Source organism: Streptomyces sp. NPDC006335, from assembly GCF_040612795.1.
Classification (GTDB): Bacteria; Actinomycetota; Actinomycetes; order Streptomycetales; family Streptomycetaceae; genus Streptomyces.
Window position 1 is genome coordinate 1046394 of sequence record NZ_JBEXQX010000001.1, and the last position, 15061, is coordinate 1061454.

Genomic DNA, 15061 nt, shown 5'->3' on the forward strand with positions numbered 1-15061 from the left:
CTACGCACGGCCGGTCGCTGTGCACAGAGGTTTCGATCACTTGCCGTCGGGCCAGCACTGCGGGTCGTTCTGGCACCAGATCGTCTTGGTGACGGTCACGGTGACGGTGGGGCCGGGGCGCCCCGGGTTGTTGACCGGCGGGGTGGGGGTCGCGTTGCAGTCCCCGAGCCCCTCCACCCGGAACCACTGCCTGCCGCCCACCGTGGCGGTGAGGTGCCCGCGCACACACGCCCCGCTGACGGTCCGGGTCACCTTGCCCTTGACGGTGATGTCCTTGCCGTCCCGCGTCTTCCCTTCGCAGTCGACGTCGGCGACGGTGTTCACACTGGCGCTCGGCGTCCGGTCGCCGTCGTCGTACGAGGCCGTGCAGGTCAGCCAACTCACGTCGGCCTTCTGCCGGTTCAGCTCCTTGGTGACCAACTGGTCGGTGGTGTACGACACGGTCGCGGAGCTGACCGCGCCGGTCGGATCACAGGCGGCGACCCCGCCCACGGCCAGCACGACACCCCCGGCCACACCCGCCACTCGCACCCCGCGCGGCCGACGCCAGTTCCGCCTCAACGCCACCATGGAGGGCAGCCTGCCACCGCGTGCCGTCCGGCGGTAGGGCGCATACGGCCACCTGCGCGCCGGTCGATCCACGACCGCACGCCCGCCCTCAGCCGCGCAGCAGCAGCCACTCCTGTAGTTCCACCAGGTTGCCCTCCGGGTCCTTGAGGTGGGCGACGCGCATGCGGTCCGTCATGGGGGCGGGGCCGTGCAGGAGGGTGGCGCCGCGGGACGTGATCTGCTCGCAGTAGGTGTCCAGGTCGTCGACGCGCAGCACGACCAGGGAGCGGTGGCCGGTGGCCGTGTCGCCCAGTTCAGCGAGGACCTCCGCCATCATCGAGCGGTCCTGGAGGGCGATGCCCGCCGAGCCGGTGGCGGGACTGAACTTCTCGTACGGCCCTTCCGCCGCCCCCGACTGGGGCTTGAGGCCGAGGACTTCGGCGTAGAAGCGGTAGCAGGCGGCGAAGTCGGTGACGAGCAGGCGTACTTGGGCGAGTTCCACAGCCGTCCTTCCGGGGTCAGGACCAGCGGCCGGTGCGGCCGAGGAGCAGGGCGGTCGCCGCGGTCCCGGCGGTCGACGTACGCAGCACGGTCGGCCCGAGGACGTAGGCGCGCGCGCCGGCCTCCTCGAAGAGCGCCAACTCGTCCTTGGCGACGCCTCCTTCGGGGCCGACGACCAGCACGATCTCGCCCTCTTCGGGGAGTTCGGCGGTGGACAGCGGCGCGCTGTCGCGTTCGAAGTCGGAGTGCAGCACGGCGGCGAAGTCGGCTTTGGCGAGAAGTGCGGCAACCTGCTTGGTGCTCGCCGCGTCCGCGACCTCCGGGAAGCGGACCCGGCGGGACTGCTTCCCGGCCTCGCGGGCGGTGGCCCGCCACTTGCCGAGCGCCTTCAGACCCCGTTCGCCCTTCCACTGGGTGATGCAGCGGGCGGCCTGCCACGGCACGATGGCGTCGACACCGACCTCGGTCATGGTCTCGACGGCGAGCTCACCGCGGTCGCCCTTGGGAAGGGCCTGGACGACGGTGATCCGGGGCTGTGCCTGCGGCTCCTCGGACACCGAGTCCAGTTGGACGATCAGCCGGTCCTTGCCCTCGGCGGCGAGCACCACGCAGTCGGCCCAGCGGCCGGCGCCGTCGGTGAGGATGACGTCCTCGCCGGGCTGGAGCCGCTTCACGGAGACGGCGTGGCGGCCTTCGGGGCCGTCGAGGACGTACCGTCCGCCACCTCCCGCGTCGAAGTGCTCGACCACGAACACCGGTGCGGTCATCGCAGGCCCCCCTTGTCCGACAACGCTGTCCTGGCGGCCTTGAGTTCGGCCGCGAGTATCTCCACGAGCTGCCCCGCGGGCAGTTCGCGTGCCATCCGGTGCCCCTGGCCCGCCCACAGCGCCATGCCCTGGGCGTCACCGGCCTTGGCGGCGGCCTTGCGCAGCGGGGCGGTCAGGTGGTGGACCTCGGGGTAGGCGGCGGGGGCGTACGGCCCGTGCTCGCGCAGGAAACGGTTGACCAGGCCGCGGGCCGGTCTGCCGGAGAAGGCGCGGGTCAACTCGGTACGGACGTAGAGGGGGTTGGTCAGCGCCTGTTTGTGCACGTCGTGGGCGCCGGACTCGTGCGTGGCGAGGAACGCGGTACCGAGCTGGGCCGCGCTCGCGCCGGCGGCGAGGACGGCGGCGATCTGGCCGCCGCGCATGATGCCGCCCGCGGCGACGACGGGGATGGTGACGGTCTCGCGGATCTGGGCGACCAGGGAGAGGAGTCCCAGGCCGGAGTTGTCCTGCTCGGGGAGGTCCCGGTGGGTGCCCTGGTGGCCGCCGGCCTCGACGCCCTGCGCGATGACCGCGTCGGCGCCCGCGTACTGCACGGCGAGGGCCTCTTCGGGGGTGGTCGCGGTGACGAGGGTGAAGGTGCCGGCGCGGCGCAGCGACTCCAGGGCGTCGCTGCTCGGCACACCGAAGTGGAAGGAGGCCACCGGTACGGGGTTGTCGAGGAGCACGGCGAGCTTGGCGTCGTAGCCGTCGTCACGTCCGCTGTCGCGGTCGCCGAGCTCGGTGTCGTACCAGGTGGCCTCGCCGGCCAGCTGGTGGGCGTAGACCTCGACGGCGGCGGGGTCGGCGTACTCCGGCTGCGGCATGAAGAGGTTGACGCCGAAGGGGCATCCGGTCAGCCCGCGCAGCTGCTTGATCTCCTGGTACATCCCGTCGGCCGTCTTGTACCCGGCGGCCAGGAACCCGAGCCCTCCCGCGTCGGACACGGCGGCGGCGAGCCGCGGCACGGAGACGCCGCCCGCCATGGGGGCCTGCACGATCGGATGAGGGAAGAGATCGGTCAGTGCGGAGGACATGACGGCATGTTGTCACGTCCTCCAGACAAGTCCGAATCCAACCTTCACCCGGCTCAGGTACGCCCGTTGAACGCGTCCTTCAACCGCGAGAACAACCCCTGCTGCCCCGGCTGGAACTGCCCCGTGGGCCGTTCCTCGCCGCGCAGCTTGGCCAGCTCGCGGAGCAGTCGTTCCTGCTCCGGGTCGAGCTTGGTCGGGGTCTGGACCTCGACGTGGACGATGAGGTCGCCCCGGCCGCCGCCGCGCAGGTGGGTGACACCCCGGCTGTGCAGCGGGATCGACTGGCCGGACTGGGTGCCCGGACGGATGTCGACCTCCTCCATGCCGTCCAGTGTCTCCAGCGGCACCTTCGTGCCGAGGGACGCCGCCGTCATCGGGAGCGTGACCGTGCAGTGCAGGTCGTCGCCGCGCCGCTGGAACTGCGAGTGCGGGAGTTCGTGGATCTCGACGTAGAGGTCACCGGCGGGACCGCCACCGGGACCGACCTCGCCCTCGCCCGCGAGCTGGATCCGCGTGCCGTTGTCCACACCGGCCGGGATCTTCACGGTCAGCGTGCGGCGCGAGCGGACCCGGCCGTCGCCGGCGCACTCCGGGCACGGGGTCGGCACGACGGTGCCGAAGCCCTGGCACTGCGGGCACGGGCGGGACGTCATGACCTGGCCCAGGAAGGACCGGGTCACCTGCGACACCTCACCGCGTCCGCGGCACATGTCGCACGTCTGGGCGGAGGTGCCCGGCGCCGCGCCCTCACCACTGCACGTGGTGCAGACGATCGCCGTGTCGACCTGGATGTCCTTCGTCGTGCCGAAGGCCGCCTCGTCGAGCTCGATCTCCAGCCGGATCATCGCGTCCTGGCCGCGCCGGGTGCGCGAGCGCGGACCCCGCTGCGAGGCCGTACCGAAGAACGCGTCCATGATGTCCGAGAAGTTCCCGAACCCACCGGCCCCGAAGCCGCCCGCGCCACCGCCGCCGCCCTGCGAGAGCGGGTCGCCGCCGAGGTCGTAGACCTGCTTCTTCTGCGGGTCCGACAGCACCTCGTAAGCGGCGTTGATCTCCTTGAACCGCTCCTGGGTCTTCGGATCCGGGTTGACGTCCGGGTGCAGCTCGCGCGCGAGCCGGCGGAACGCCTTCTTGATCTCATCCTGCGACGCGTCGCGGCGCACGCCGAGAACGGCGTAGTAGTCCGTGGCCACTTACGACTCCGCCAGGATCTGTCCGACGTACCGTGCCACTGCGCGTACCGCTCCCATCGTTCCCGGGTAATCCATGCGGGTCGGTCCGACCACGCCGAGCTTGGCGACTGCCTCGCCGCCCGAACCGTAGCCGACCGACACCACCGAAGTGGAGTTGAGCCCCTCGTAGGCGTTCTCATGACCAATACGGACGGTCATGCCCGAATCCCCCGCCTCGCCAAGGAGTTTGAGGAGCACGACCTGCTCCTCGAGAGCTTCCAGGACGGGCCGGATGGTGAGGGGAAAGTCATGTCCGAAGCGGGTGAGATTGGCGGTGCCGCCGATCATCAGCCGCTCCTCGTTCTCCTCGACGAGCGTCTCCAGGAGAGTGGAGAGCACTGTCGAGACCGTACCCCGGTCCTCGGCGTCGAAGCCTTCGGGCAGGTCCTCGACGAGCCGCGGCACATCGGCGAACCGCCGCCCCGCGACCCGGCTGTTGAGCCGCGCCCGCAGATCGGCCAGCGAGGCCTCCCCGAAGGGGGCCGGGCAGTCGACCATGCGCTGCTCGACCCGGCCGGTGTCCGTGATCAGCACGAGCATCACGCGCGCGGGGGCGAGCGAGAGCAGCTCCACGTGCCGCACGGTCGAGCGGGTCAGGGAGGGGTACTGCACGACGGCGACCTGCCGGGTGAGCTGCGCGAGCAGCCGCACGGTCCGCGCCACGACGTCGTCGAGGTCCACGGCGCCGTCGAGGAAGTTCTGGATCGCGCGCCGCTCGGGCGCGGTCATCGGCTTGACGCCCGCCAGTTTGTCGACGAACAGCCGGTAGCCCTTGTCGGTCGGGATGCGCCCGGCACTGGTGTGCGGCTGGGCGATGAACCCCTCCTCCTCCAGGACCGCCATGTCGTTGCGGACGGTCGCCGGGGAGACTCCCAGGTTGTGCCGCTCGGTCAGGGCCTTCGACCCGACCGGCTCCTCGGTGCCGACGTAGTCCTGGACGATCGCGCGCAACACCTGAAGCCTGCGTTCACTCAGCATCGCGCACACCTCCAGCGGTCGTTTCCCTTGGCGCCTCGCCTGGCACTCTGTCCGTCCGAGTGCCAGCACTCCCGAGCCAGTGTACGGCGGTGGGGTACTGCCTGGGCAAGGCTGGTCCTGGCATGAGGCCTGTACGGCTAGCGTCGCGGTATGACGGTGACTTGGGAAGAGCTCGGGTGGGAGCGGGTCGCGACCGGGGTGGGGCGGTGCCGGCTGCCCGGCTGGGACTGTACGGCGGGCCTGGTGATCGGCGAGGACACGGCCCTGTTGGTCGACGCGGGCTCCTCTCTCGCGGAGGGCGCTCGCCTGCGCGCGCAGGCCGAGGAACTGGCCGGCCATCGTGTGACCCATCTCGCGTTCACCCACCCCCACTTCGACCACGTCTTCGGTGCGGCGGCGTTCGCGGGGGCGGAGGTGTTCGGCGCGGTGGGCGTGGAGACGGTGCTGGCGGGGCGGCTGGGCCGCGCGGAGCTGCGGGCGGACGCGGTGCGCAACGGTCTGGAGTCGTCGGTGGCCGACGAGGCCGTGGACGCCCTCGTGTCCCCCCGCCATCACGTCTCCGGCGAGTGGACGCTCGACCTGGGCGGCGGCCGCCAGGTCCTGCTGGCGAACGTGGGCCCCGGCCACACGGCCCACGACCTCGCCGTCCTCGTGCCCGGCTCCCCGGAGGTCGTCTTCTGCGGCGACCTGGTCGAGGAGTCGGGCGAACCGCAGGCGGGCCCGGACGCCGTACCGGCGCACTGGCCCGCCGCGCTGGACCGGCTCCTCGACCTGGGCGGCGAGGACGCGCGGTACGTGCCCGGTCACGGAGCGGTGGTGGACGCGGCCTTCGTGCGGGCGCAGCGGGACGCGCTGGCTGCCCGCTTCGGCGTGTCGTAGTGATCCCCCGCGTGGTTCTCCTATCGTCATCCGAATGCGCCAGTACTCCGCCGACCTGACCCCTCCGTGGAAGAAGCCGAAGCCGGTGCCCGAGGTGCCCGCCGAGCCCGGCCTGGTGGTCGAGGAGCCCGGCACCGGCTTCTGCGGCGCGGTGATCCGCTGCGAGGCGGGCACGGTGACCCTGGAGGACCGCTTCGGCAAGCACCGGGTGTTCCCGCTGGAGCCGCGCGGCTTCCTCCTGGAGGGCCGGGTGGTGACGTTGGTGCGGCCCTCCGCACAGGCTCCTGTACGACCCTCCCGTACCGCGTCCGGCTCGGTGGCCGTGCCCGGCGCACGCGCACGCGTGGCCCGCGCCGGCCGTATCTACGTCGAGGGCCGCCATGACGCGGAGCTGGTGGAGAAGGTCTGGGGCGACGACCTGCGCATCGAGGGCGTGGTCGTGGAGTACCTGGAGGGCGTGGACGACCTGCCGGCGATCGTGGCCGAGTTCGCGCCGGGTCCGGACGCGCGGCTGGGCGTGCTGGTGGACCACCTGGTGCCGGGCAGCAAGGAGTCCCGTATCGCGGCATCGGTGACCAGCGAACACGCGCTGGTCGTGGGCCACCCGTACGTCGACATCTGGGAGGCGGTGAAGCCGTCGGCCCTGGGGATCGAGGCATGGCCGCGGGTCCCTCACGGCCAGGACTGGAAGACGGGCGTGTGCAAGGCCCTGGGCTGGCCGTCGGAGAACACGGGCGCGGTGTGGCAGGCGATCCTGAAGCGGGTGGGGTCCTACAAGGACCTGGAGCCGGAGCTGCTGGGCCGGGTGGAGGAACTGATCGACTTCGTCACGGCGCCTTAGCGGATGCGCGCCAAGCTCCTGAGGACGACGGCGACTGGCAGGGCATGCAACCGACGGCCACCGCAACCTACCCAGGGGCGCGGGGAACTGCGCGACCAGCCGCCACCGACCCGCAGCCGCCGGACAACACGGCCCCTCCCCCCCCGTAGGCCCTCAGTCCACCAGGTCCCGCACCACCGCGTCCGCCAGCAACCGCCCCCGCAGGGTCAACACGGCCCGCCCCTCCTCATAGGGCCGGGCTTCCAGCAGGCCCTCTCCGAGCGCCCGCCGAGAAGCAGCCAGCCCCTCCTCGCGCAACAGGGACAGCGGCGCCCCCTCCCGAAGCCGCAGCTCCAGCAGGATCCGCTCGACCCGCCGGTCCTCCTCCGAGAGCAGCTCGCGCCCGGCGCCCGGCGACCTGCCGGAGGCCAGCGCCGCCGCGTACGCCCCCGGATGCTTCACGTTCCACCACCGCACCCCGCCCACGTGCGAGTGCGCCCCGGGGCCCGCTCCCCACCAGTCGGCGCCCCGCCAGTACAGCTCGTTGTGCAGACACCGGCCCGCCTCGGACGTGGCCCAGTTCGACACCTCGTACCAGTCGAAGCCCGCCGCGGACAGCATGTCCTCCGCGATCAGATACCGGTCCGCGTGCACGTCGTCGTCGGTCATCGGGACCTCGCCCCGACGGATGCGCCGGGCGAGCTGCGTGCCCTCCTCGACGATCAGCGCGTACGCCGACACGTGGTCAGGACCGGCCCCGACCGCCGCCTCCAGGGACGCCCGCCAGTCGTCGTCGGACTCGCCGGGGGTGCCGTAGATCAGGTCGAGGTTGACGTGGTCGAACCCTGCCGCACGGGCCTCCGCCACGCACGCCTCGGGACGCCCCGGGGTGTGCGTGCGGTCCAGCACCTTCAGCACGTGCTGCCTCGCGCTCTGCATCCCGAAGGAGACCCGGTTGAAGCCGCCCTCGCGGAGCACGGACAGATACGCCGGATCGACGGACTCCGGGTTCGCCTCGGTGGTGACCTCCGCGTCGTCGGCCAGACCGAACTCGTCACGGATCGCCCCCAGCATCCGTACGAGGTCCCCGGCGGCCAGCAGTGTCGGCGTACCGCCCCCGACGAACACCGTGCGCACCGGGCGCGGGTCGTCCCCCAGCACCTTCCGGGCCAGGCGGATCTCGTCGATCAGCGTGTCCGCGTAGTTGTCGCGGGAGGCCAGCACCCCGCCCGAACCGCGCAGCTCGGTCGCCGTGTAGGTGTTGAAGTCGCAGTAGCCGCAGCGGGTCGCGCAGTAGGGGACGTGCAGGTAGAAGCCGAGGGGACGGTCGGCGGACCCGGCGAGCGCGGACGCGGGCAGCGAGCCGTCGTCGGGGACGGGTTCGCCGTCGGGGAGTGCGGAAGGCATGTCCTCCATTGTCCAGCACCCCGCGGACACCTACTCCGCCTGCAGCACCAGCAGCGCCAGATCGTCCTCCGGGGGCCGCGCCCCGAACTCGTGCACCAGCCGTCTGATGCGCTCCGCGATCAGCTCGGCGTCCAGTCCCGCGCACCCGGCGAGTGCCTCCGCGAGACCGTCCTCGTCGTCGAACTGGCGGGGGCCGCTGCGCCGCTCGGTCACCCCGTCGGTGACGCACAGCAGGCTGTCGCCGTGCCGCAGCTCGAAGGTCTCGCTGGTGTACGTCTCGTCCTCGACGACCCCGAGCAGCGTCTGCGGCCGCGCGGCCGTACGGACCTCACCGCCCGCCCCGAGCAGCAGCGGCAGCGGGTGTCCGGCGGAGGCGAGGGTGCAGCGCACTCCGCCGTCGAAGGGCGCCAGCTCGCCGTACAGGAGGGACAGGAAGCGGGTCTGCGGGCCGTCGCCGGGGTGTGTGGGGTGTCCGCCCGCGGCCGCCAAGGCGCGTGCGGCCGCGTCCGCGGCCTCCGTGGCGTCGTCGAGGAGCAGCTGGTTGAGGCGGTCCAGGACGTCGGCGACGCGGTAGCCCTCGCGGGCCAGCAGCCGCAGCCAGGGCCGCGCCAGTCCGATGACCACGGCGGCCTCGGGGCCCTTGCCCTGGACGTCGCCGACGGCGAAGCACCAGCGGCCGTCGCCGGCCGGGAAGAGGTCGTAGAAGTCGCCGCTGGGTCCGCCCTTGTCGCACGGCTCGTACACCAGGGCGCTGCGCACCCCGGGGATCTCGGCGACCGCGCCGGGCAGCAGGCCGCGCTGGAGGACCGCGCTGATGGTGGCCTGGCGCGCGTACTGGCGGGCCGCGCCGATGGCGAGCGCGACCCGGCGGCTGAGGTCCTCGACGAGCCCGGTGATCTCGTCGGGGAAGGAGATCAGCCCGGCCCGGCCGATGACCAGGGTGCCCAGCGGGCGGCCGCCGGCGGTGAGGCGGTAGGCGAGCGCGGAACCGTGCGTGCCGTGCGGGCCCAGTGCCTCGCCGGGCCAGGGGAACGGCACGGGCCCGGGGTGCTCCCGCCCGGGCGGGCCCGGCGGCTCCTTCTCCAGCACCCGCCGCAGCTCCTCGATGCGGGTCTCGGAGCAGTGCCACACCCGGGCAAGCCGGGGCCCGGACGCACCGGCCTCGCCCCGGCCCGTCCCGCTCCCGGCCTCACCGGGGCGGGGGGATCCCCAGCGTCCGGCGACCTCGTCCTCCAGCCACACCGCGCACCAGTCGGCCAGCCTGGGCACGATCAACTGGCCGGCGAGCGCGGCGACCAGGTTCTCGTCGAGCTGCCCGGCGAGCAGGTCGGAGGCCTCGGCGAGGAAGGACAGGGCACCGCGGTTGAGCCAGTCCCGGTCCGGCTCGCCCGGCGCGGAGGGCGGGGGCGGGGCCTGGGACGGGGGTGGTTCCGGGGCGAGTATCCCGGCGACCCGCAGCCCCTGCTCGCGCTCCTTCTCCCCCGCGTACGCCTGGATCCCGTCGAGGGTGTCCTTGCCGCCGGCCGGGAGCTGCGCCCACACGGTCTTGGCGCCGGTGCGGTAGGTGATCCCCCAGGTCTCGGCGAGGGCGGCCACCAGGCGCAGTCCGCGTCCGTACTCCGGTGTGCCGTACGAGGGTTCGGTGTCACCGTCGCGCGGGGCGCGCGAGGGGTGGTGGTCGAGGACCTCGACGACGAGGGCGCCGGTGTGCGCCTCCAGGCGGCAGTCCAGTTCGATCTCGGTGCCCGCGTGCACGACGGCGTTGGTGACGAGTTCGCTGACGACGACCACGCCGTCGTCGGTCTGCCGGTCGCTGAGTAACTCGGTGCCGGGCAGGTCGAGTTCGGCCCACTCGGCGACCGCCGCCCGCAGCAGGGCCCGGGCCGAGCCCGGGGCGAGCGGGCCGCCGGGGAGGGTGGCGTGGACGCGCGGGAGCGGACCGCCGCCGCGGGCGGGCGGATCGGACGCACGGGCAACGGACTCCCGTTGCGCAGGAATGGCCCCCATGTCCGTCTCCCCGAGCAGTTCGGACGAATACGCCTCAGTCGATGCGGACAGAGTGACAGACTGGCCACGCCCATAAGCGCCGAGTTACCGAAGTGGGCCGCCATGAGTGAGAACAGTGGTACGCGTGTGCTCGAAGAAGGACAGAACGCCGACCGGATTCGAGCATCGGATCTGCGTCCTCTGCTCGCCGCGATGACCGCTGCCCGGGACGGTGACTTCCGCCGGATGCCGGAGTCCGGTGACGGGATCGTGGCCGAACTGACGGCGGTCTTCAACCAGTTGGTGGACCGCAACGTCCACTTCACCGGCGAGGTCAACCGGGTGAAGCGGGAGCTGGTGCGGCACGGGCGGCTCGACGAGCGGCTCTCCCCCAGCCCGGGGCAGGGCTCGTGGACCTCGCGGGTCAACGACGTGAACCAGCTCCTCGACGCCCTGGTGGCCCCGGCCGCCAACGCGACCCGGGTCCTGGACGCGGTGGCCGGCGGCGATCTGACCCAGCGGGTCGACCTGCACGACGGCAACCGCCAACTGCGCGGTGATCTACGGCGTCTCGGCCGGGCCGTGAACAAGATGGTCGACCAGCTCTCCCTGTTCACCGGTGAGGTGACCCGGGTCGCCCGCGAGGTCGGCACCGAGGGGCGGCTCGGCGGTCGGGCCAAGGTGACCGGCCTTTCGGGCAGTTGGCGCGATGTGACCGAGGCGGTCAACACCATGGCGTCCCGGCTGACCGCCCAGGTCCGTGACATCGCCCTGGTGACCACGGCGGTGGCCCGCGGCGACCTGACCCGCACGGTCACGGTCGAGGCGACCGGCGAGCTGCTCGAACTGAAGCTGACCGTGAACACGATGGTCGACCAGCTCTCCGCCTTCGCCGACGAGGTCACCCGCGTGGCCCGCGAGGTCGGCACCGAGGGGCAGTTGGGCGGCCGGGCCCAGGTGCGCGGGGTGTCCGGGGTCTGGAAGGACCTCACCGACAACGTCAACTTCATGGCCTCGAACCTGACGTCCCAGGTGCGGAACATCGCCCAGGTGACGACCGCCGTGGCGAACGGCGACCTGAGTCAGAAGATCACCGTCGACGCGCAGGGCGAGATCCTGGAGCTCAAGTCGACCATCAACACCATGGTCGACCAGCTCTCCGCCTTCGCCGACGAGGTCACCCGCGTCGCCCGCGAGGTCGGCACCGAGGGAAACCTCGGCGGGCGGGCCCAGGTGCGGGGCGTGTCCGGCGTCTGGAAGGACCTCACCGACAACGTCAACTTCATGGCGGACAACCTCACTTCGCAGGTCCGCAACATCGCCCTGGTCTCCACCGCCGTGGCCCAGGGCGACCTCGGCAAGAAGATCACGGTGGAGGCGAAGGGCGAGATCCTGGAGCTCAAGTCGACCATCAACACCATGGTCGACCAGCTCTCCGCCTTCGCCGACGAGGTCACCCGCGTCGCCCGCGAGGTCGGCACCGAGGGAAACCTCGGCGGGCAGGCGCAGGTGCGAGGTGTGTCCGGCGTCTGGAAGGACCTCACCGACAACGTCAACTTCATGGCGCTGAACCTGACGTCACAGGTCCGGAACATCGCCCAGGTGACGACCGCCGTCGCCAACGGCGACCTGTCGAAGAAGATCACGGTCGACGCCCGCGGCGAGATCCTCGAACTGAAGGACACCGTCAACACGATGGTGGAGCAGTTGCGCGCCTTCGCCGACGAGGTGACCCGGGTGGCCCGCGAGGTCGGCACCGACGGCCGGCTCGGCGGCCGGGCCCAGGTGCTGGGCGTCAGTGGCGTCTGGCGTGACCTGACCGACAACGTCAACTACATGGCCGACAACCTGACCTCGCAGGTCCGCAACATCGCCCAGGTGACCACCGCCGTGGCCAACGGCGACCTCTCCAAGAAGATCGACGTCGACGCGCGCGGCGAGATCCTGGAGCTGAAGACCGCCATCAACACCATGGTCGACACGCTCTCCTCGTTCTCCTCCGAGGTCACCCGCGTGGCCCGCGAGGTGGGATCCGAGGGCCAACTCGGCGGCCAGGCAAGGGTCGAGGGCGTCTACGGCACCTGGAAGCGCCTGACGACCAACGTGAACGAACTCGCCTCCAACCTGACCACCCAGGTCCGCGCGATCGCCGAGGTCGCCTCCGCCGTGGCCCAGGGCGACATGTCCCGCTCGATCACCGTGGAGACCCAGGGCGAGGTCGCCGAGCTCAAGGACAACATCAACCTGATGGTGGCCAACCTCCGCGAGACGACCCGGGCCAAGGACTGGCTGGAGTCCAACCTCGCCCGTCTGGCCGCCCTGATGCAGGGCCACCGGGACCTGATGGAGGTCGCCGACCTGATCCTGCGCGAGCTGACCCCGCTGGTGAACGCGCAGTACGGGGCGTTCTTCCTGGCCGACCCGGACGAGGACGGGGCTTCCCTGCACACCACCGTCCCGGCGAAGGGACTGGCGTTCATCGCGGGCTACGGCTCGGCGCAGGGGGCGACCGTCGACACGGGCGGCATGCCGGTGCACGGTCTGGTCCGGCAGGCGGCCCGGGAGAAGAAGCGGATCCTGGTGGAGGAGGCCCCGCCGGACTACATCAAGATCAACAGCGGGCTGGGTGAGGCGGCCCCGGCCAGCGTCGTCATCATTCCGATCCTCTTCGAGGACAAGCTCCTCGGCGTCATCGAACTCGCCTCCTTCTCCCGTTTCTCCGACGTCCACCTGGCGTTCTTCGACCAGTTCGTGAACACCATCGGCGTCGCCATCAACACCATCATCGCCAACTCCCGCACCGAGTCCCTGCTCGGCGAGTCCCAGCGCCTGGCGAGGCAGCTCCAGGAGCGCTCGGACGAACTCCAGATGCAGCAGGCGGAGTTGCAGCGCTCGAACGCCGAACTGGAGGAGAAAGCGGCCCTGTTGGCCACCAGCTCCCAGTACAAGTCGGAGTTCCTGGCGAACATGTCCCACGAACTGCGCACACCGCTGAACTCCCTGCTGATCCTCGCCAGGCTGCTCTCCGACAACCCGGACGGCCATCTCTCCGACCAGGAGGTGCAGTTCGCGACGACGATCCACAGGTCGGGAAGCGATTTGCTCCAGCTGATCAACGACATCCTGGACCTGTCGAAGATCGAGGCCGGCCGGATGGACGTACGCCCCAAGAAGCTGCCGCTCATCAAGCTGCTCGACTACGTCCACGCCACCTTCCGCCCGCTCACCCTGGACCGGGGGCTCGCATTCGAGGTGGCGGTCGGCGAGGACGTGCCGCGCGAGATGTACTCGGACGAGCAGCGCCTCCAGCAGATCCTGCGCAACCTGCTCTCCAACGCGATCAAGTTCACCGCCTCGGGCCGGGTCGAGCTGCGTGTGAACCGCGTCAAGGACCCCGAGCACAGGTACGTCCGTGACAGCGACGACGTGGTCGCCTTCGCGGTCTCCGACACCGGCATCGGCATCGCGCGAGAGAAACTCCCGGTGATCTTCGAGGCGTTCCAGCAGGCCGACGGCACGACCAACCGCAAGTACGGCGGCACCGGGCTCGGGCTGTCCATCAGCCGGGAGATCGCGGGCCTGCTGGGCGGCCGTATCGTCGCCGAGAGCGAACCCGGCAAGGGCTCCACCTTCACGCTCTACGTCCCCGTCGTCAGCCCCGGCCACACGGCGACCGGCCCCACCACCGAGGACCACCCGCTGCCGGCCCCGGAGGACCTGTCCACCGAGCCCTACCCGACCGCCCACGACGCCGAGGACTCCTGGCCGGCACCCACCAGGCTGGAGGCGTGGAAGTCGGGCCGGGCGGGCCAGGTGCTGTCCGGACGCCGGGTGCTGATCGTCGACGACGACATCCGCAACGTCTTCGCGCTCACCCATGTGCTGGGCCGGGTCGGCATGCCGGTCCTGTACGCGGAGAACGGCCGCGAGGGCATCGAGACCCTGGAGCGCAACCCGGACGTCGAACTCGTCCTGATGGACATCATGATGCCGGAGATGGACGGCTACGAGACCATCGCCGCCATCCGCCGCACCCCGCGCTGGACCGGCCTGCCCATCGTCGCGCTCACCGCGAAGGCGATGCCCGGAGACCGTGAGAAGTCGATCGCGCGCGGTGCCAACGACTACGTACCCAAGCCGGTGGACGTCGACCAGCTGCTGACCGTCGTGTGCGCGCTCCTGGACCCCGAGGGCGCTCCGACGGGGGAGCCGGCCGACGCCGAGGAGGCGGTGGTACCGCCCACCGACGACTGAATGAGGCAGTCACATGAACGCTGAGGCAAGGACCGACGACAGTGCCGGCATCCTCCTGGTCGACGACATGGAGGACAACCTGATCGCACTGGAGGCGGTCCTGGGGTCCCTCAACGAACCGCTGACCCGCGCCCGTTCGGGCGAGGAGGCGATGAAGGCCCTGCTCCGCCGCCGGTTCGCGCTGGTCCTCCTGGACGTGCGCATGCCGGGCATGGACGGCTTCGAGACGGCGGCCAACATCAAACGCCTGGACCAGACGAAGGACGTCCCGATCATCTTCCTCACGGGCACGGACGACGACTCGGGGTACGCCTTCCGCGGCTACGCGACCGGCGCCGCCGACTACCTGACCAAGCCGTTCGATCCGTGGGTGCTGCGCGCGAAGGTGAGCGTCTTCCTGGACCTGCACAGGAAGAACCAGCAACTGGAGCGCCTGCTGGCACGACAGCGGACGGACTACGAGGAGGTGAGCAAGCAACTGGCGGACCTGGAACAGGAACTGACGGATCCCCAGCGCACCAGGATCAAGGAACTCCGGCACCTTCTCGAGAAACGGTGAGATTGTTTTCCAGGGGCGCGGGGAACTGCGCGACCAGCCACAACGCACCGGCAGCC

The 15061-nt window shown here is 71.2% G+C and carries 12 protein-coding genes; 4 read left to right on the forward strand and 8 right to left on the reverse strand.

From position 1 onward, the window contains the following. Window positions 1-36: 36 nt before the first annotated feature. The 6 genes from ABZ098_RS04730 to hrcA all read right to left on the reverse strand — a co-directional run bounded on the left by ABZ098_RS04730 (window position 37) and on the right by hrcA (window position 5100). Window positions 37-570 (reverse strand): hypothetical protein, encoded by a 534-nt coding sequence (locus ABZ098_RS04730; RefSeq protein ID WP_356587194.1) that lies wholly within the window; start codon window positions 568-570, stop codon window positions 37-39. An 88-nt stretch (window positions 571-658) separates the two neighbouring features. After that, window positions 659-1051, reverse strand: a complete 393-nt coding sequence (locus ABZ098_RS04735) for a VOC family protein (protein ID WP_356587196.1) — start codon at window positions 1049-1051, stop codon at window positions 659-661. A 16-nt stretch (window positions 1052-1067) separates the two neighbouring features. Next, window positions 1068-1817, reverse strand: coding sequence for a 16S rRNA (uracil(1498)-N(3))-methyltransferase (locus ABZ098_RS04740; protein ID WP_356587198.1), 750 nt, complete (start codon window positions 1815-1817; stop codon window positions 1068-1070). Further along, window positions 1814-2890: a nitronate monooxygenase gene (locus ABZ098_RS04745; RefSeq protein WP_356587200.1), complete on the reverse strand. Its 1077-nt coding sequence runs from the start codon at window positions 2888-2890 to the stop codon at window positions 1814-1816. The genes ABZ098_RS04740 and ABZ098_RS04745 overlap by 4 nt, the downstream gene beginning before the upstream one ends. 53 nt (window positions 2891-2943) lie before the next feature. Next, window positions 2944-4083: a molecular chaperone DnaJ gene (gene dnaJ, locus ABZ098_RS04750; RefSeq protein WP_356587202.1), complete on the reverse strand. Its 1140-nt coding sequence runs from the start codon at window positions 4081-4083 to the stop codon at window positions 2944-2946. Continuing rightward, window positions 4084-5100 carry a heat-inducible transcriptional repressor HrcA gene (hrcA, locus tag ABZ098_RS04755; protein WP_356587204.1) on the reverse strand — a complete coding sequence of 339 codons (1017 nt, stop codon included), beginning with the start codon at window positions 5098-5100 and terminating at the stop codon, window positions 4084-4086. A gap of 150 nt (window positions 5101-5250) precedes the next feature. Between hrcA and ABZ098_RS04760 the strand changes: the two genes are divergently transcribed. Both ABZ098_RS04760 and ABZ098_RS04765 read left to right on the forward strand, forming a co-directional pair. Continuing rightward, on the forward strand, window positions 5251-5979 hold the full coding sequence (locus ABZ098_RS04760; protein WP_356587206.1) for an MBL fold metallo-hydrolase: 729 nt from the start codon (window positions 5251-5253) through the stop codon (window positions 5977-5979). A gap of 34 nt (window positions 5980-6013) precedes the next feature. Next, window positions 6014-6820 (forward strand): DUF3097 domain-containing protein, encoded by an 807-nt coding sequence (locus ABZ098_RS04765; RefSeq protein WP_356587208.1) that lies wholly within the window; start codon window positions 6014-6016, stop codon window positions 6818-6820. Between the two features lie 153 nt (window positions 6821-6973). Here the strand turns inward: ABZ098_RS04765 and hemW are convergent, their stop codons facing one another. Then, window positions 6974-8206, reverse strand: coding sequence for a radical SAM family heme chaperone HemW (hemW, locus tag ABZ098_RS04770; protein WP_356587210.1), 1233 nt, complete (start codon window positions 8204-8206; stop codon window positions 6974-6976). A 30-nt stretch (window positions 8207-8236) separates the two neighbouring features. After that, on the reverse strand, window positions 8237-10213 hold the full coding sequence (locus tag ABZ098_RS04775) for an ATP-binding SpoIIE family protein phosphatase (RefSeq protein WP_356587212.1): 1977 nt from the start codon (window positions 10211-10213) through the stop codon (window positions 8237-8239). A 102-nt stretch (window positions 10214-10315) separates the two neighbouring features. On the opposite strand from ABZ098_RS04775, the gene ABZ098_RS04780 reads away from it, so the two are divergent. Both ABZ098_RS04780 and ABZ098_RS04785 read left to right on the forward strand, forming a co-directional pair. Then, window positions 10316-14446, forward strand: coding sequence for a HAMP domain-containing protein (locus ABZ098_RS04780; RefSeq protein WP_356587214.1), 4131 nt, complete (start codon window positions 10316-10318; stop codon window positions 14444-14446). 13 nt (window positions 14447-14459) lie between these two features. Further along, window positions 14460-15005, forward strand: coding sequence for a response regulator (locus tag ABZ098_RS04785; protein ID WP_356587216.1), 546 nt, complete (start codon window positions 14460-14462; stop codon window positions 15003-15005). The last annotated feature ends 56 nt before the right edge of the window (window positions 15006-15061 follow it).